This is a genomic window from Amycolatopsis sp. MtRt-6, assembly GCF_017308975.1.
Lineage (GTDB): Bacteria > Actinomycetota > Actinomycetes > Mycobacteriales > Pseudonocardiaceae > Amycolatopsis.
The window spans coordinates 119,629-136,419 of record NZ_JADWPD010000020.1 but is presented as its reverse complement, the minus strand read 5'-3'; the positions used below and the strand labels follow the sequence as shown (position 1 = coordinate 136,419).

General features: G+C 71.5%; 16 protein-coding genes and 1 pseudogene. 7 read left to right on the top strand and 10 right to left on the bottom strand.

The window, feature by feature from the left end:
• Positions 1-362: 362 nt before the first annotated feature.
• A complete protein-coding gene (locus tag I4Q55_RS30065; RefSeq protein ID WP_206792359.1) occupies positions 363-1,478 on the top strand; it encodes an amidohydrolase family protein in 1,116 nt (371 codons plus the stop codon).
• 150 nt (positions 1,479-1,628) lie between these two features.
• On the opposite strand, the gene I4Q55_RS30060 is transcribed toward I4Q55_RS30065, so the two are convergent.
• A complete protein-coding gene (locus tag I4Q55_RS30060) occupies positions 1,629-2,489 on the bottom strand; it encodes a helix-turn-helix transcriptional regulator (protein WP_206792358.1) in 861 nt (286 codons plus the stop codon).
• 170 nt (positions 2,490-2,659) lie between these two features.
• Here I4Q55_RS30060 and I4Q55_RS30055 point away from each other — a divergent pair, with 170 nt between their 5' ends.
• The 3 genes from I4Q55_RS30055 (at position 2,660) to I4Q55_RS30045 (ending at position 5,991) form a co-directional block, all read left to right on the top strand.
• Positions 2,660-3,703 carry a DUF4037 domain-containing protein gene (locus tag I4Q55_RS30055; RefSeq protein ID WP_206792356.1) on the top strand — a complete coding sequence of 348 codons (1,044 nt, stop codon included), beginning with the start codon at positions 2,660-2,662 and terminating at the stop codon, positions 3,701-3,703.
• A complete protein-coding gene (locus I4Q55_RS30050) occupies positions 3,696-4,358 on the top strand; it encodes a YoaK family protein (protein ID WP_206792354.1) in 663 nt (220 codons plus the stop codon). Before I4Q55_RS30055 ends, I4Q55_RS30050 begins: the two co-directional genes overlap by 8 nt.
• A gap of 403 nt (positions 4,359-4,761) precedes the next feature.
• A complete protein-coding gene (locus I4Q55_RS30045) occupies positions 4,762-5,991 on the top strand; it encodes an HNH endonuclease signature motif containing protein (protein ID WP_206792352.1) in 1,230 nt (409 codons plus the stop codon).
• 917 nt (positions 5,992-6,908) lie between these two features.
• On the opposite strand, the gene I4Q55_RS49490 is transcribed toward I4Q55_RS30045, so the two are convergent.
• The 7 genes and pseudogenes from I4Q55_RS49490 to I4Q55_RS30015 form a co-directional block, all read right to left on the bottom strand.
• Positions 6,909-7,151 (bottom strand): hypothetical protein, encoded by a 243-nt coding sequence (locus I4Q55_RS49490; RefSeq protein WP_242547060.1) that lies wholly within the window; start codon positions 7,149-7,151, stop codon positions 6,909-6,911.
• A 3-nt stretch (positions 7,152-7,154) separates the two neighbouring features.
• Positions 7,155-7,690 (bottom strand): annotated as a pseudogene (locus tag I4Q55_RS49485) (aminoglycoside phosphotransferase family protein); the annotation flags it as partial.
• A 168-nt stretch (positions 7,691-7,858) separates the two neighbouring features.
• On the bottom strand, positions 7,859-8,596 hold the full coding sequence (locus I4Q55_RS30035; protein WP_206792350.1) for an SDR family NAD(P)-dependent oxidoreductase: 738 nt from the start codon (positions 8,594-8,596) through the stop codon (positions 7,859-7,861).
• Between the two features lie 75 nt (positions 8,597-8,671).
• Positions 8,672-9,532 carry an amino acid ABC transporter permease gene (locus tag I4Q55_RS30030; RefSeq protein WP_206792348.1) on the bottom strand — a complete coding sequence of 287 codons (861 nt, stop codon included), beginning with the start codon at positions 9,530-9,532 and terminating at the stop codon, positions 8,672-8,674.
• Positions 9,529-10,176, bottom strand: coding sequence for an amino acid ABC transporter permease (locus tag I4Q55_RS30025; protein WP_206792346.1), 648 nt, complete (start codon positions 10,174-10,176; stop codon positions 9,529-9,531). The genes I4Q55_RS30030 and I4Q55_RS30025 overlap by 4 nt, the downstream gene beginning before the upstream one ends.
• 86 nt (positions 10,177-10,262) lie before the next feature.
• Positions 10,263-11,189: a glutamate ABC transporter substrate-binding protein gene (locus I4Q55_RS30020; protein WP_206792344.1), complete on the bottom strand. Its 927-nt coding sequence runs from the start codon at positions 11,187-11,189 to the stop codon at positions 10,263-10,265.
• Positions 11,190-11,243: 54 nt separating this feature from the next.
• Positions 11,244-11,972: an amino acid ABC transporter ATP-binding protein gene (locus I4Q55_RS30015; RefSeq protein ID WP_003054447.1), complete on the bottom strand. Its 729-nt coding sequence runs from the start codon at positions 11,970-11,972 to the stop codon at positions 11,244-11,246.
• Between the two features lie 280 nt (positions 11,973-12,252).
• Here I4Q55_RS30015 and I4Q55_RS30010 point away from each other — a divergent pair, with 280 nt between their 5' ends.
• Together I4Q55_RS30010 and I4Q55_RS30005 are read left to right on the top strand one after the other, a co-directional pair.
• The gene (locus tag I4Q55_RS30010; RefSeq protein WP_206792459.1) at positions 12,253-12,927 is read left to right on the top strand and encodes a response regulator transcription factor; all 675 of its coding nucleotides are present in this window, start codon (positions 12,253-12,255) and stop codon (positions 12,925-12,927) included.
• A 2-nt stretch (positions 12,928-12,929) separates the two neighbouring features.
• Positions 12,930-14,327 carry a HAMP domain-containing sensor histidine kinase gene (locus I4Q55_RS30005; RefSeq protein ID WP_206792342.1) on the top strand — a complete coding sequence of 466 codons (1,398 nt, stop codon included), beginning with the start codon at positions 12,930-12,932 and terminating at the stop codon, positions 14,325-14,327.
• Here the strand turns inward: I4Q55_RS30005 and I4Q55_RS30000 are convergent.
• Together I4Q55_RS30000 and I4Q55_RS29995 are read right to left on the bottom strand one after the other, a co-directional pair.
• Positions 14,324-15,250: a TAXI family TRAP transporter solute-binding subunit gene (locus tag I4Q55_RS30000; RefSeq protein ID WP_206792340.1), complete on the bottom strand. Its 927-nt coding sequence runs from the start codon at positions 15,248-15,250 to the stop codon at positions 14,324-14,326. The two genes, I4Q55_RS30005 and I4Q55_RS30000, sit on opposite strands and share 4 nt — an antisense overlap.
• A 37-nt stretch (positions 15,251-15,287) precedes the next feature.
• Positions 15,288-16,193 carry a 2-dehydropantoate 2-reductase gene (locus tag I4Q55_RS29995; protein WP_206792338.1) on the bottom strand — a complete coding sequence of 302 codons (906 nt, stop codon included), beginning with the start codon at positions 16,191-16,193 and terminating at the stop codon, positions 15,288-15,290.
• Between the two features lie 47 nt (positions 16,194-16,240).
• On the opposite strand from I4Q55_RS29995, the gene I4Q55_RS50665 reads away from it, so the two are divergent.
• Complete coding sequence (locus I4Q55_RS50665) at positions 16,241-16,789, top strand: ABATE domain-containing protein (RefSeq protein ID WP_206792336.1); 549 nt, start codon at positions 16,241-16,243, stop codon at positions 16,787-16,789.
• Positions 16,790-16,791 lie beyond the last annotated feature (2 nt).

Sequence of the window (16,791 nt, the reverse complement as noted above, 5' to 3'; positions counted from 1 at the left end):
AGAAAGGGCTCTGGCAGAGGGGCACCGCCTGGACGTTCGCCGATGAGGTCACCGGGTTCGTGGCGGCCGGCGAGATCGCGGTCGATTCGGCGGACAGGGATCTCGGTGGTGCGGTGTGGACCCGGCGGCTCGACGAGGCGACTGGTGAGTGCGGCCTGCTCGCCGCCGATCCGGCGGAGGTGCAGCTCGAACTGCTCGTGCCGCGGCACTGGACGCATCCGTCGAAGCAGTTCCCGACCGAGTGGGTGTGGCCGGCTCGGCCATCGCGTGACCCACCGGGCCGGTCTCGCCGAGGACTACCCTCACCTCGCGCCGTCGCTGGCGACGCCGTGCGATTTTCTCATCTACCGGAAGGAGCTCGTGTGACGGTGCTTGCCGGGGCGCTGGTGTTCGATCCCGAAACCGGCGAGAGCACCCGCGCGGACGTACGGCTGGACGGCTCGCGCATCGCCGAGGTCGGCGTGGGCCTGGACGGCCCGCGCGTCGACTGCGCCGGGGGCCTGCTGATCCCCGGACTCATCGACTGCCACGTGCACGTGGCCTTCCCGCGGCCCGAGCCGCTGCCGCGTAGTGCGCGGATCCTCGAAGCCGTGCCGGTGCTGCGGGGGTTGCTGGCGCGCGGGATCACCACCGTCCGGGACGCGTGGGGTGCCGACGCCGGGTTCAAGCACGCCTTGGAAGCCGGGTGGATCGCCGGGCCCGACCTGCTGGTCAGCCTGCGTCAGCTGGGCCCGACCGGCGGGCTCGGCGACAGCTGGGAGCCGCCCGCGGGCGGCGTCGACCGCTTTGGTGACCCGTCGCTGCCGGACCCGCTGTTCGACGGGCCGGACGCCGCGCGCGCGGCTGTCCGCCGGATGGTGCGCGCGGGCGCCGACTGGATCAAGGCCGGCGCGAGCGGGGCGATGCGGGCGGTGCGCTCGGGGACCGACGTCCGGCCGACCGACGACGAGCTCGTCGCGCTGGTCGACGAGGCTCGCCGCTGCGGCCGGGACGTCCTGGCCCACGCGCACACGTCCGCCGCGGTCGTCTCGGCCGCCCGCGCCGGCGTGCGCAGCGTCGAGCACGGCACCTTCCTCGACGACGACGCCGTGGCCGCGCTCGAGAACGCCTGGTACGTGCCGACACTCGCGCCGATCAGCGACAGCGAGTTCGCCGAGACACACCGGCGTTCGCTTCGCCTCGCGGCGGAAGCGGGCGTCCGCATCGCCGCCGGCTCGGACCTCGCCCCGCGTCCCCATGTCGACTTGACGACCGAGCTGCGGTTGCTGGCCGCGGTGCTCGGCGAGGCGGCTGCCCTGAAGGCGGCCACCGTCGAGGCGGCGCGACTGCTCCGCCTCGACGACGACCGTGGCCGCGTCGAGCCGGGGTTGCGTGCCGACCTGGTGCTGCTGGACGGCACGGACCTCGACGTGACGGACCTGCCCGGCCGGACCCGCGCGGTCTGGCACGACGGGAAGCGCGTCAGCGGCGAGGGCTGAGCCGGGCTGCTTGCCTCAGCGATGGCTGCGCGTGCACGGCCTGGGCGGTCCGGCACGACGGGAAGCGCGTCGGCGTGGGGCGCCGAGCAGTGCGTTCCAGGCGGGGTGGGGACGGCGGCGGGCGCCTTCGCGTCGCGGACGGCCGCGACCTCAGCGCTCAAGGGCATCCAGGCGTTCGTACTCGTCCGCGAACCGGACGAGCCATTCCCGCGACTGCCGCTCGGGCAGGGCCGCCTGGTCCAGCCGGGTGACGAGGAGGTAGAAGGCCTCCACGGCGATGCGGTCGTCTACGAACAGTCCCGCGGTGTAGGTCTCTTCGTAGACGACGGGTGGGTGTTCGAGGAACTCCATGACCGTGAACGTCGTGCTCAGCATGCGGAACGTGGGATCCGAGTCCGGCACGACCCGGATGACGCAGTGCGGCAGGTTCGTGGCCAGCACGAGGTTCTGCAGCTGTTCGTGCATGAGAGCCGGGCCGCCCACCACCGAACGCAGGGCGCGCTCGTGCACGAAGAAAGTGCAGTCCGGCGGGGCCTGCCGCTGCAGCAGCTGCTGCCGGTCGACGCGGGCCCGCGTCAGCACGCCCAGCCTGTCGGCCGTGTAGCGCCCGGTGAGCTCGAAACAGGTGTGGACGTAGTCCTCCGTCTGCAGCATCCCGGGGATGGCGGCCGGGCTGTAGTACACGATCGAGCTCGCCAGGTTTTCCTGGACGACGAGCGACTTCATCGGGTCGGCGAGCCGGTCGAAGTAGGGCCGTACCCAGTACAGGTCGCCGGGTGGTTTGGCCAGCTCGAGGAGCCGCGCGCGTTCGGCGGCCCCGGTTCCGCAGTGGGCGAGGTAGATCGCGGCGTCGACCGGCGAGATGCGGCGGCCGTTCTCCCAGGCCGACACCTTCGACGCCGACCAGTCCGCGCGGCGGGCCAGCTCGCGCAGGGTCATCCGTTTCAGCTCGCGCTGGCCCCTGAGCTCGAAGGCCATTTCGCGCGTGCGCACCGTGCTCTTTTCGGTCATGCCCCGCACGGTAGAGGGGGCCTCCGACAAAACGATGTACGCCGCGCGCGGATTCACCGCAAGGGGGATGGTGTTTCGCCTGTGTGACAACGAAAACCAGCCGCGAAGCGCTGCGAAGCAGCTTCGCATAATGAAGCGCGCTTCGCGCCTTCGCGCTGCACAATGAACCCATGGAATTCACTCCCGGAATCGAACTGTCCCGGCGATTCCACGCCGAAGCGGTCCGGCCGATCCTGCGCCGCGAGCTCCCGCGGCTCCGCTACACCGCCGCGCTCATCGGGTACGGCTCCGAAGTGCTGGGCTTCGACACGCCCCGCTCCACGGACCACAACTGGGGGCCGCGGCTGCTGTTGTTCGCCGACGGCGACGGGGCGCGGATCCCCGGCCTCCTCGCCGACCACCTGCCCCGCACCTTTCTCGGGTATCCGACACACTTCGTCACCGACGAGGCGGGCACCCGGCACCTCGCCCCGACGACCGGCCGCCCCGACCACGGCGTCGTCGTCGCGGGGCTCGACGACTGGGTCCGCGGAACGCTCGGGTTCGACCCGCGGCGACCGGTCCGCGCCGACTGGCTCGCGACGCCCACCCAGATCTTCGCCGAGTTCACCGGCGGCGCGGTCTTCCACGACGACCTCGGGCTCGAAGCCCTGCGGCAGCACGTCGCCTGGTACCCGGACGACGTCTGGCGGTACGTCCTGGCGTGCCAGTGGCAACGGATCGGCCAGGAAGAAGCGTTCGTCGGCCGGTGCGGTGAAGCCGGGGACGAACTGGGGTCCGCGGTCGTCGCCGCGCGGCTCGCCCGCGACCTGATGCGGCTGTGCCTGCTCATGGCGCGCCGCTATCCGCCGTACAGCAAGTGGCTCGGCAGCGCCTTCGCGCGGCTGCCCGTGGCCGCGCGGTTGTCCCCGCACCTCACCGCCGCACTGGCCGCGACCGCCTGGCGGGAGCGCGAGCGGCACCTCGTGGCCGCCTACGAGTGCGTTGCCGGGCTGCACAACGACCTCGGCCTCACCGCTCCCGTGGAGCCGCGGACCAGCGGCTACCACGATCGGCCGTTCCAGGTGATCCACGCCGGCCGCTTCGTGACACCCCTGCTCGCGGGGGCGCGGCCACCGGCGCTGACCGGGGCGATCGACCAGTTCGTCGACAACACCGACGCGCTCGGCGACCGCACGTTCACCCGCGGGGTGGTTGACTGCCCGCATGGCTGAACCGAAACCGCGGGACCTGGCCGCTCTGCTGCTCACGCTGACCGTCGTCACCGGGGTGGTCGACGCCGTCAGCTTCCTCGGGCTGGGGCGCGTGTTCGTCGCCAACATGACCGGGAACGTCGTGTTCTTCGGTTTCGCCGCGGCGGGGGAGACGACGCTGTCCGTGCTCGCCTCGCTGACCGCCGTGCTCGCGTTCCTCGCGGGCGCGCTCGCCGGCGGCCGCCTGGCGCGCCGGGAAGACGACTACGACGCCCTGCGCCAGGCGACCGCGGTGCAGGCGGGGCTGATCGCGGTGGCCGTCGTGCTGTCGGCGACCGTGGGCGGCGGCACGCGGCTCGGCAGCGAACTGCTGATCGTCGTGCTCGGGCTGGCGATGGGGCTGCAGAACGCGGCGGTCCGCCGCATCGGCGCACCCGACCTGACGACGACGGTGCTGACGATGACGTTGACCGGCTTCGCGGCGGATTCGAAGGCGGCCGGCGGCGCGGGGTCGCACCCGCTGCGCAAGATCGCCGCCGTGGGGGCGATGCTCGCCGGGGCCTTCGCGGGCGGGCTGCTGCAGCTGCACGTCGCGATGTGGGCCGCGCTCGCGGTGGCTCTCGTGCTGGTCCTGGGTGTGCTGGCGGCGCTGCGCCTCCGCCGCGGCGGGCGGTGAGGCGACGGGGATGCCGGGCGGGGCCGGGCGGCTGTCCCGGCGGGGCTGGTCACCGGAGCGGGCGCGCCGCCGGGCCGGCTCGGGGACGGGGAGACCTGCGATGAACAGGTCGAGATGGACGGGAATGGCCTGCTCGCCGCCATGGCCGGGCTGGGGGAAAAGCAGTTCACGGTTTCTCGCCCGCGACACGGATGGGATCCTCGCCCTGCACGGCGATCGGTGCGGCAGTGACAGTTTTCCTTTTGTTCCTTGAGTTTGTCGTTGAACGCTTCGGGGTTCCGTGGTCGGCAGCGCCGATTCCCCACGCTTCTTTTGCTCTGTAGGGCTTTCCGGTGTTCTGGGGTTGGGATTTCTTGCCCGATCGTGTGATGTCACTGTGTTCGATCGTCGGTAGTCTGGAGGTATGACCAACGACGCGGCTCTCTCGTCCGAAGCGGTGGCTTTTGCCGACCGTATTGGTGAGTTGGTCGCGTCTATGCGGTCCGCGGAAGCCAAACTCGGTGCACTGCTGGTGGAAATCGAGCAGCGTGGGGTGATGGAGCTGTTCGGCTACCGCTCCGCTGCCCGGCTGTTGGAGCATCTGGCTGATGAGCCGAAGTCGGCTGCGGAACGGTTGATCAAGCGCGCCCGCTTGGTGAATCCGGGCCGCAACCTCGACGGCAGCCCCATCCCTGCCTTGGCTCCCGCCACGGGTGTTGCTGCTCGGGCGGGGCGGTTGAGCAACCCGATGATCGACGTGATCACCGATGTGCTGGCCCAGGTCCCGCCCGAGCATTGCGTGAGCGCTGAGGCCAACTTGCTGGCTTTCGCTGAGGAGGCCGGGCACAAGCAGGTCGCTGCCCTGGGTGCCCGCATCCTCGCCCACCTGGTTCCCGACGGTCAGGAGCCCGACGACACCGAACCCACGGCCCCGGCCCGGGAGGTGTTCCTGCGCCGTAAAAGAACCGGGGTGTGGGAGCTGAGTGGCCGGTTCGATGACGAGACCGGTACCCGCGCCAGCGCATTGTTGGATGCTTTGGCCGAGCGTCGCACCGGGGATGAGGGTCCCGACTTCCGCACCACCCCGCAGCGCTATGGGGATGCTTTCTCCGATGCCGTCGATCTCGCCTTGAATTCCCCGGAGTTGCCGATGCAGGCGGGGGAACGAGCCCACGTGATGGTCGCGGTGTCGTTGGAGGATCTGAAGTCCGGAGTTGGCAAGGCCACGCTCGGTGACACCGGGACGATGACTGCGGCCGAAGCGCGGGTGCATGCCTGCGACGCCATGATCATCCCCGCCGTCCTCGGTGACAAGAGCGAACCGCTGAATCTCGGCCGCCTCCGCCGGTTGATCTCCGCCGGGCTGCGCCGGGCATTGTTTCTCCGGGATCGGGGTTGTGCGTTCCCGGGCTGTCATCGTCCACGCCGGCACTGTCAAGGTCACCACATCCGGCACTGGGCAGATGGCGGCCCCACCGACCTCACCAACCTGGTCCTGATGTGCGCCCACCACCACCGGCTCCTGCACCGCTCCGGCTGGGAAGTCCGCATCGCCACCGACGGCCTCCCCGAATTCCTCCCACCGGTGTTCATCGACCGGCGCCGCAAACCAAGGCGCAACAACCTCCACGAACCACTCCCATTCGCAGCCTGAACACGGGACAAGCCCGCAGCCCCACGGCTACGGGCCTACACCCACGAGCACACCAGGCCGGTCTCCGGTGTTCAGGTTCACTCTCCAGGCCACTGGTAATGCCTTGCTAGGGCTTTCGCGGTGGAAGTGTTCGTTCCCGATGGCCCGGCCTGATCAGCGGGCAAGGGCGAGACGTACCTGCGGGGGTTACTGCTGGATCCGGTGGCCTGGGCGGTCGACGACAGCGGCTTCCCCAAGGACGGCACGAGTTCACCGGGCGTGGTCGGCAGCACTCCGGAGTCCTGCGACCCTGCCAAGGCAGGCCCGGCGGCGGTCAAGGCAGCCAAAGCCAAGCGCCGCAGGACACTGACGAACGCGCCACGAGCCGCCGCGGCGGTCGGCGGACAGGCCGGCACCCGGGTCGAGGTGGCGTGGGGCGGTCACCGAGGCAGCCAGGGCGCGGCGCAACCGCTGTGGCACAACCGAAGAGAAGGCGATCGTCCGAAATGGACGCCAGCCGTGGAGATGCTCGACGAGCGGGACATCGCCTACAGCGTGCACCTCAAAGGTGAGGCCCTGGCCCACAGCAGGGAGGCGGCTCCCGTCCCGCGGCACGCTGTCCTCCCAGTTTCTGTTCCTGCGGGTCCGGCCCGCCGGGCACCGCGTCCCCCGCGGCACCGAAGATGGCGCCCTGCCGCAGCAGTGGCTGATCGCCGAATGCCGACGGTGCACCGAACCGGTGGCGGATCGAGCACGACTACCGCGAACTCGAACCCGGTCTGGGCCCGGACCACTTCGAGGACCACTCCTGGCAAGGCCGGCACCGCCACGCCACCCTGCTGCGAGGCGACCCAAAAGCGGATGCGCCGGCCTGACCTGCCACCGAACCGTGAAACCGTTACACCGCAACAACCGCCGGCGAACCTGACAAGGCACTACTAGCGATCTCCGGCGTCGAGTCGTCCCAACGCCGTGCCGAGGAAGGCGTCCCGGCGCTGCCCGAGAAGGCCGGCGTCGAGGTCCGTTCTGCCCTGGTCGTGGAGGGCCGGCACGCAGAACGCCATGTCGGCCAGGGTTCCCAAGGCCGCCACGACGTCCCAGTAGGCCACCTGTTCCGCGCGGCGGCACGCTGTTCGCTGCCAGCCCTCCAGCACCGGCTCGGCAGCGGGCGGCCCGTACATCAGGGCGGCGTCGAAGCGCGCCGCGCCGAGGTCGATTCCCGGTGAGCCGGCGCCTGCGCAGTCCCAGTCGACGAGGCCGGTGCAGCGGTCGCCCGACCACAGGGTGTTCCCGAACCACAGGTCACGTGGACGAAGACCGGCCGGCCCGGGGGCACCGGAAGCCGCTCCAGACGTTCCTCGGCCGCCGCCAGCAGCGCCGTGGTGCCCTTCTCGCGGCGTTGGGCCGCGAAGTCCACGTCCGCGATCGAGCGGGTCCGCAACGGCAGAGCGTCTCGCGGCACCAGCGGGACCGATTGCAGCGCGGCCGCCGCGGCGCCCAAGCCTCGCAGCCGCGCCGTGGACGCGACCGGCGGGATCCGGCTGTGCCCGGGCAGGACCGTGGTCAGCACCGCGAGAGCGCCTGCCGCGGAGCCGTCGAGGTCAGTGGCGATCAGGCCGGCCGCGGGCAGCTGGTGGTCACCGGCAACGCGCAGTGCCGCGACCTCGGTGGCGAACCGCCGGCACTGCCCGGGATCGGCAGGATCCCCGAGCCGCAGCACGGCCGCCTCGACCCGGCCGGCCGGTTCGAACCGCAACAGCCACGGATTCGCTTGCTCCCGCAAGCCGGCGGCCGCGGCCACCCGGGCGCCGCCCACCGCGCCGGTCACCCAGCGCAGGACCTTCTCGGACAGCTCCGGCACCGTGAATCACCCCCGGGTCGGGCGGCTCTAGCCGAGCGCGCGGCCGCCGTCCACCAGGAGGCGCTGGCCCGTGATGAAGCCCGCTTCGTCCGAGGCGAAGAAGCTCACCGCGGCGGCCACGTCTTCGGGGGTGCCCAGCCGCCCGGCGGGGACCGACGCCCGGTACTCCTCGCGCTCGGCCGCCGGCACCTCCGCGTGCCGCTCCACCGGGATGAACCCGGGTGCCACCGTGTTGACCGTGATGCCGTCCGGGGCCAGCTCGCGCGCCCACGCGCGGACCAAGCCGATCTGGGCGTTCTTGGCCGTGACGTACGCCGAGCGGCCGGGTGGCGGGCGGTCCGCCACCTCCGAGTCGACGTGCACGATGCGGCCGTGGCCGCGGGCGCGCATCCCCGGCAGCACCGCGTGGCCCAGCAGCACCGGCGAGCGCACGAAGAAGTCCAGCTGGGCCAGGTGATCCGGCCAGTCCACCCGGGCCAGCGGCGCCTCCGGCTGCGGGCCGGTGGCGTTGAGGACCAGCACCCCGATCGGGCCCAGCACCGCCGTGACCGCGTCGACCAGCTCGCCGACCTGGCGCCGGTCCGTCACGTCCGCGGCGAACGCCGCCGCGCGGCCGCCTTCGGCGGCGATGCCCTCCGCGGCCGTCTTGAGATCCGCGTTGTCGTGGCGGCCGTTGAGCGCGACGGCGAACCCGTCTCGGGCGAGTCTCCGGGCGATCATCCGGCCGAGACCCCGTGAACTGCCCGTCACCAGTGCGACACCCATGCCGCCGACGCTAGGGGACGCCCCGGGACACGACAAGGCCCCCGGGACGGATCCCGGGGGCCTCGAACGGGTGACTCAGGCCGAAGCGGCCGCGAGGTTCTCGGTCACCGGGGGCGGTGTGCCCACGACCTTCTTGTTGCGGCGGTTGCGCCGCTCCAGGTACGTCGCCAGCGCCGTCAGCAGCAGGCACATCACGACGTAGATGGCGGTCGCCACGATCGTCGACGGCACGATCGGCCGCCCGAACGCGCCCTGCGAACCGATGTAGCGCGCGTAGTACAGCAGCTCCTGGAACGTGATGATGAAGCCGAGCGCGGTGTCCTTCAGCAGCACGACCAGCTGGCTGATGATCGTCGGAAGCATCGCCCGGATCGCCTGCGGCAGCAGGACCAGGAACATCACCTGCGTCTTGCGCATGCCGAGGGCGTACGCGGCTTCGCTCTGCCCCTTCGGCAGCGACTGGATGCCGGCGCGGAAGACCTCCGCGAGCACCGAGCCGTTGTACAGCGTCAGGCCGAACACCACGCCGAGGAACGGCGTCATCGGCACGCCGACCGTCGGCAGGCCGAAGTAGAACAGGAACATCAGGATCAGCGCCGGGATGGCCCGGAAGAACTCGACGACGAACCCGGCGATCCGGCGGATCCAGGCGTGGTCGGACAGCCGGCCGGCCGCGAAGATGGCGCCGAAGATCAGCGCGAGCACCGCGGCGGCGGCGAACGCCTCGACGGTCTGGAGCACCGCGTTGCCCAGGTCGCGCTGCACCTGCGCGTACTGCAGCCACTCCCACTTGCGGGCGGTGAACTGGCCGCTGTCGTAGAAGCGCCACCCGATGTAGGCGATGAACGCGAGGACCACGAGCGTGCCGACCACCGCGTACGTGCGGTACCGCAGCCGCGCCTTCGGCCCGGGGACGTCGAACAGAACGTTGCTCATCGGGCCACGCTCCAGCGCTTCTCCAGGCTGCGTTGGACGAACGACAGCACGGCGACCAGGATGATGAAGCCGAGGGCGACCCACAGCAGGCCGATCAGCTGGTTCTCACCGCGTTCGGACAGGTACGAGCGGATCGCGCCGGCCTCCGCGACGGAGAAACCGGCGGCGATCGTGGTGTTCTTCAGCAGCGCGATCAGGGTGCTGATCAGCGGCGGGACGACCGACCGCAGCGCCTGCGGCAGCACGACCTGGCCGAGGATCTGGCCGAAGGTCAGCCCCAGCGCCCGGCCCGCCTCGGCCTGGCCGACCGGCACCGTGTTGATGCCCGAGCGCACGACCTCGCAGATGAACGCCGAGGTGTACACGGTCAGCGCCGTCACCGCGGCCGGGAAGTAGTCGAGCTTCACGATGTCGAGCAGCGGGTACGCGAACACGAAGAACGCGAACACCAGCGTGAGCGGGGTGTTCCGGGCGATCGTCACGTACACCGCGCCGACGGCGCGGAAGACGGGGACCGGGCTCACCCGCAGCATGGCCAGGATCGTGCCCCACACCAGGCTGCCGACGGCCGAGAGCAGGAACAGCTCGATCGTGGTGAGGAAGAACGGACCGAACAGGTCCAGGTTGTTGAGCAGGACGTCCATGGAGCCTTCCCCGCGTCCGTGGTCAAGGGGTGGATGTGGGAGAGCCGGTGGACCGGGAAACCCGATCCACCGGCCCCGGTGTCAGATCAGTACTTCTCGAGGGTCGGCTTGGTCGCGGTCGAGCCCGACTTGCCGAGGGTGGCGTCGTAGATCTTCTGCCAGGTGCCGTCGTCCAGCGCCTTCTGCAGGATCTCGTTGACCTTGTCGCGCAGCACCTTGTCGTCCTTGTTGAGGCCGATGCCGTACTTCTCGGTCGAGAACGTCTTGCCGACGACCTTCAGGTTGTCCGGGTCCTGCGCGGCGTAGCCCTTCAGGATCGCGTCGTCGGTCGTGACCGCGTCGACGTCCTTCGACAGCAGCTTCTCGACGCACTGCGAGTACTTCTGGAACTCGACGATGTTGGCGGGCTCGGTCAGGTTCTGCTGCCGGACCTTCTGGATCGGGGTCGAGCCGGTGACCGAGCAGACCTTCTTGCCCTTGAGGGTGTCCGGGCCGGTGATCGAGCTGTCGTCCTTGCGGACGAGCAGGTCCTGGCCGGCGACGAAGTACGGGCCGGCGAAGGACACGAGCGCCTTGCGCTTGTCGGTGATCGAGTAGGTGCCGACGTAGTAGTTCACGTCGCCGTTCGCGATCGTCTGCTCACGGGCACCCGAGTCGACCGTGCGGAAGGTGATCTTCTCCGGGTCGAAGCCGAGGCCGGCCGACACGAGCTTCGCGATCTCGACGTCGAAGCCGCCGAACTTGCCGGTCGTCGGGTCCTTCTGGCCGAGGCCGGGCTGGTCGTCCTTCGCGCCGACGGTCAGCGCGCCCGCCGACTTCATCTTGGCGAACACCGGGGAGCCGGCCAGGTCGACGCCGGTCGCCACCGGGTACGTCGGCAGCGCCGCGGCGTTCGTGCCGCTCTGCTCGCCCGAGCCCGGCGTGGTCGGCGTGCCTTCCTTGCCGCAGGCGGTCAGCGTGGTCAGCGCCAGGCCACCGGCGAGCAGTCCCACCGCGAGGGTGCGGATCCTCATGTGAATCTCTCCTGTGTGTCGTCACCCGGACGCCGACGGCGCCGCGGAACGTTCTCAGTGGGTCAGGATCTTGCCGAGGAAGTCCTTCGCGCGCTCGCTCTTCGGCGCGGTGAAGAACTCTTCCGGCGTCGTGTCTTCGACGATCTCCCCGTCGGCCATGAAGATCACCCGATCGGCTGCCCGCCGGGCGAACCCCATCTCGTGGGTGACGACGAGCATCGTCATGCCGTCCTTGGCCAGCCCCGTCATCACGTCGAGGACCTCCTGGACCATCTCCGGGTCCAGCGCCGAGGTCGGCTCGTCGAACAGCATGACCTTGGGCCGCATCGCCAGCGCCCGCGCGATGGCGACGCGCTGCTGCTGCCCGCCGGAAAGCTGCGCCGGGTACTTGTCGGCCTGGTTGGCGATGCCGACGCGCTCCAGCAGCTCCATCGCCGTCTTGCGCGCCTCGGCCTGCGAGGTCTTGCGGACCTTCACCGGCGCGAGCATGACGTTCTCGACGATGGTCTTGTGCGCGAACAGGTTGAACGACTGGAACACCATGCCGACGTCGGCCCGCAGCGCGGCCAGCGCCTTGCCCTCGGCGGGCAGCGGGACGCCGTCGACGGCGATTTCGCCCGAGTTGATCGGCTCGAGCCGGTTGATCGCCCGGCACAGGGTCGACTTGCCCGAGCCCGACGGGCCGAGCACCACGACGACCTGGCCGCGAGGCACCTCGAGCGTGATCTCCCTGAGCACGTGCAGGTCGCCGAAGTACTTGTTCACGGCGGACGCCTTGATCATCGGCGCCGCCACCTCCGCGGTCATCTGGCCTCCCGGGTCGTTCGTGCAGATCGGGCATGGGTCACCACGCGATGGGCGAGAACCTACCGTTGTCGTACCGGCTGGCAAGGCCGCTTGAGCAATACTTAGGGTTTCAACTGAGTATCGATGTCCATTTTGGGGGGTGTCCACCCGAGGTCACGGAGAGTGGCCGTCCGGGTGGCCGGTGCGTGTCCCGCCCGAACCTCCTAGAGTTCGTCGCTACCGGCCGGTGAAGCAGGTCACCATGGGAGGCGGACGGGTGCGGGTGCTGCTGGTGGAGGACGACGACCGGGTCGCGGGTGCGCTCATCCCGGCGCTGACCCGTCGTGGCCTGGAGATCGCCCGGCTGGCCAAGGGCGCCGGCGTGCTCGAACGGGTGCACGAGGTGGACGTCGTCCTGCTCGACCTCGGCCTGCCGGACATCGACGGTGTGACGCTGTGTCGCCAGATCCGCTCGGTCAGCGACGTCGCGATCATCGTCGTCTCGGCGCGCGGCGAGGTCGACGACCGGATCCAGGGCCTGCGCGCGGGCGCCGACGACTACCTCGTCAAGCCCTACGACGTCGAGGAGCTGCTCGCCCGGGTCGAGGCCGTGCGGCGCCGCCGCGGGGAGCACGCCGCCGCCGAGCCGGTGGTCATCCGGGTCGGGGACGTCACCGTCGACGTCTCCCGGCACGAGGTCCTGGTCGGCGGCAAGGTGGTCGCGCTGTCCCGCAAGGAGTTCCAGGTGCTGGCGCTGGTGGCGGGCGCGCGCGGCGCGGTCTGCTCGCGCGAGCAGGTGCTCACCGAGGTGTGGGGCCACCGCGGCGCGGCGGAGAGCCGTTCGCTGGACGTCCACGTCGCGACGCTCCGGACGAAGCTGGGCCGTCCGGCGCTGATCGAAACCGTCCGCGGGGTCGGGTACCGGCTCGCCGGCCAGGTCGCCCGGAGCTGAGGGTGCGCGTCCGGCTGCAGGGCATCGTGCTGACGCTGGTCGCGTTGCTGGTGTTCGGCCTGGGCATCCCGCTGGCCAGGAGCATCGCCGCCGGCGCGCAGCAGGACCTGTTCCTCGACCGGCTGACCGACACCGCGCGGTTCGCGTCGCTGGCCGAGCGGCCGCTGCTGGACAACAAGCCGTCGCTGATCGACCCCGACCTGATGCGCTACTACGAGGTGTACGGCGTCCAGGTGGCGGTCGTCGACCAGGACGGCAAGCTGTTCGCCTCCGCGCTCGGCGGGGGCGCCGCGCGGATCGACCTCCAGGACGAGCGGATCAGCGGGCCGGTCCACGAGGCGCTGGCCGGCCGCCGGTCCCAGCCGGCGGGCGTGCTGATGCCGTGGGATTCGACGCCACTGGTGCTCGCCGAACCGGTGCTCGCCGACGGCGAGGTGCACGGCGCGGTGCTCACCGTGTCCGACACCGGCGCCGGGCGCGCCGACGTGCTGTGGTGGTGGCTGCTGCTCGCCGCGGGCGGGATCCTCGCCTTCACGCTCGCGCTGGCCGTGGCGATCCCGGTGGTCCGCTGGATTCTGCGGCCGGTGCACCGGCTCGACGACGCGACCGGCGCGCTGGTGGCGTCGGTGGTCAGCGGCCGGGAGGCCGAGCCGGTGGGCGAGAGCGGCGGGCCGCCGGAGCTGCGGCAGCTCGGCCGGTCGTTCGACCGGATGGCGTCGAGCGTGTCGGGCGCGCTGGCGGCGCAGCGCGCGTTCGTCGCCGACGCGTCCCACCAGCTGCGCAACCCGCTGACGGCGCTGAAGATCCGCCTCGGCAACCTCGAAGGCCACGTCGACGACGAGCCGGCGGCCGCCGACCTGGAGGCGGCGCGGGTCGACGCGGGCCGCCTGCACCAGATCCTGGACGGGCTGCTGTCGATGGCCCGCGCCGAGGCCTCCGGCGGCGAGCTGGACCCGGTGGTGCTGGACGAAGTGGTGGCCGAGCGCGTCGCGGACTGGTCGGTGGTCGGCGAGGCCCGCGACGTCCGGCTGGTGGTGGAGACCTCCGGCGACGGCGCCCGCGTGTGCATGCCACCGCGGGGTGCGGAGACGATCCTGGACGCGCTGCTGGACAACGCGCTGAAGTTCACCGCGGCGGGGACGGAGGTCCTGGTCGCGGTGACCCGGGAGGGTGACCGGGTGCGGCTGTCGGTGCGGGACCACGGGCCGGGGCTGCGGCCGGACGAGCTGGATCGCGCGCTGGACCGGTTCTGGCGCAGCCCGGCGCACCAGAACGTGCCGGGTTCGGGGCTGGGGCTGGCGATCGTCAGTGAGCTCGTGGCGCATTCGGACGGGGAGCTGGAGCTGGACCTGCCCGAGGGTGGCGGGCTGCGGATCTCGATGGTGTTCCCGGTGGCCTAGGTCTTCTGCGACCGGTAGTACCGCAGCGCGCCCGGGTGGAGGGGGATCGGCTGGGTCTCGATGCCCGGGTGGACGTCGATCGACAACGCCGCCGGGTTGGCGCTCGCCAGCGCGCCGCGGGCGTCGAACAGGCCGCGGACCAGGGCCTCGGCCACGTCGTCGGGCATCGACTGCGGGACCACCAGGAAGTTCGGCACCACCAGCGTCGTCACCGGGACCAGCTGGTTGTACATGCTCGCCGGGATCGTCGAGGTGCTGTAGACCGGGCTGAGCGCCTGCATCTTCGGCATCAGGTCGGCGATGTCGAGCAGCCGCAGCGAGCCTTGGATGTTGTACTCCGCCAGCTTCGGCGTCGGCAGGCCGCCGGACCAGAAGAACGCGTCGACCTCGCCGCTCAGCAGCGCCCGCACCGAGTCGTCGAGGCCGCGGAGGGTCGTGGTGACCGAGCCGGTCAGGCCGGCCACGGCCAGCAGCTTCTTCGCGATGTACTCGACGCCCGACGCCGGTGAGCCGATCGCGATGTGGTGGCCGCTGAGCTGGGACACCGAGCGGATGGGGGAGTCGGTGCGGACCACCACGTGCAGGTAGTCGTCGTGGATCCGGGCGAGTGCCCGCAGGTCGCGGCGGGTCTCGTACCGGTCCGCGGCGACGTCGGCCGCGACGAAGGCGACGTCGGCCTCGCCGGCGAGCACCTTGGTGACGTTGTCGGGCGAGCCCTGGGTCTGCAGCACCTGCGGCCGGTCGATGTCCAGGCCGGTCTGCCAGGCGGTGGCGAGCGGCTGGGCGAGCTTGTAGTAGACGCCGCCGGGGTTGCCGGCGGCGATCCGCAGCTTGAGGTCGCCGAACTCGGCCGTGCAGGCGGTGAGCGCCAGCAGCAGGACGGCCGCCATCGCGAGTCCGCGCGTCCACCGCCTGCTGGTCACGGCCTGATCGTGCCAGACTTTCGCGCCCTCCGGTCGGCTATCGGCCTTCGCGGAGGCGCAGAACCGCGTGCAGGACGTCGTTGACCGGTGTCGGGACGCCGTTCTCCCGGCCGAGCCGCACCACCGAACCGGTCCAAGCGTCCAATTCGGACGGACGCCCGGCGGCGATGTCGCGCTGCAGCGACGTTGTCCCCTCGGCGGGCTGCCGGTCGACGAACGCCATCGTGGCGGCGACGACGTCGGCGGGCAGGTCGACGCCGGACGCGCGGGCCAGGCGTTCGATCTCCGCCATGGCGGCCTCCAGTGTCCGCCGGGTTTCGGGGTGGGCGCGCAGCTCGCCGAACGGGGCGCCGGTGACCGCGCCCAGGCCGCCGACGGGCGCGATGAACAGGAACTTCGCCCACAGCTCGGCCCAGATGTCCGCCGGGGGAGTGGAGGCGATCCCGGCGGCGCCGAACACGGCGCGGATCCGCTCGACCCGCTCGCTCGGCCGGTTGTCCCACTCCGCGATGTCGAGCGAGCCCGCGCCGCCGACGTGCCGGATCGTGCCCGGCCCGGCGAGTGCGGCGATCACCTTCGCCACGCCGGGGAGCACCGCGTCCCTGCCCAGCGTCCGGGCGGCCGCCGCGGGGGCGTCGACGCCGTTCTGCACGGTGATCACCGCGTTCGCTCCGGCCGGGAGCGCGGCCACGGCGTCGGCGAGCTGAAAGGTCTTCACCGCGAGCAGGGCGGCGTCGGCCGTGCCGAGCTCCGCCGGGTCGCCGGTGGCGTGGACGGGCAGGGTCGTGGCCGCGCCCTGGGCGTCGAGCACGGTGAGGCCGCGCTCGCGCAGCGCCGTGAGGTGCTCGCCGCGGGCCAGGAAGGAGACGTCGTGTCCGGCGGCGGCGAGCCGGGCCCCGAAGAACCCGCCCAGGCCGCCCGCGCCGATGATCGTGAATTTCACCTTTCGCACGTTACCGGTTCAACCGGTAACGCGGTAGCCTCCCCGGCGTGGGCGACAAGCAGGGCTTCCGCTTCCACGGCGGGCGGCCGTCGGTGGACTTCACGGCCACGGTCGGCATGCGGTGGCGCGACGGCGGCTTCGAACGCGTGCCCGACCCCGCGGCGCTGGGCCGCTGGTTCACCGAAGCGGGCTTGACGCCGGAAGACCCGCCCTGCACGGCAGCGGACCTGACGGCGGCCCGCGAACTCCGGGAAGCCGTCTACCGGCTGCTGCTCGGGGGCACCGCGGCCGCGGACGTCGCCACGGTGAACCGGTGGGCGGCGCACCCGCCACCCGGCACCGCCCTGCACGTCACCCCGGCCGGGCTGCGGGCACAGCCGGTTTCGCCGACGGTCCCGGCACTGCTGGCCCTGATCGCCGCGGACGCGGTCGCGGTCCTCGGCGGTGCCGACGCCGCCCGCGTGCGCGAATGCGCCAACCCCGAGTGCTCGCTGCTGTTCCTCGACACGTCACGGGCGGGGGCGCGCCGGTGGTGCTCGATGAGCGCGTGCGGCAGCCGGGAGAAGATGCAGCGCTACCGGTCCGCCGATCGCTAGCG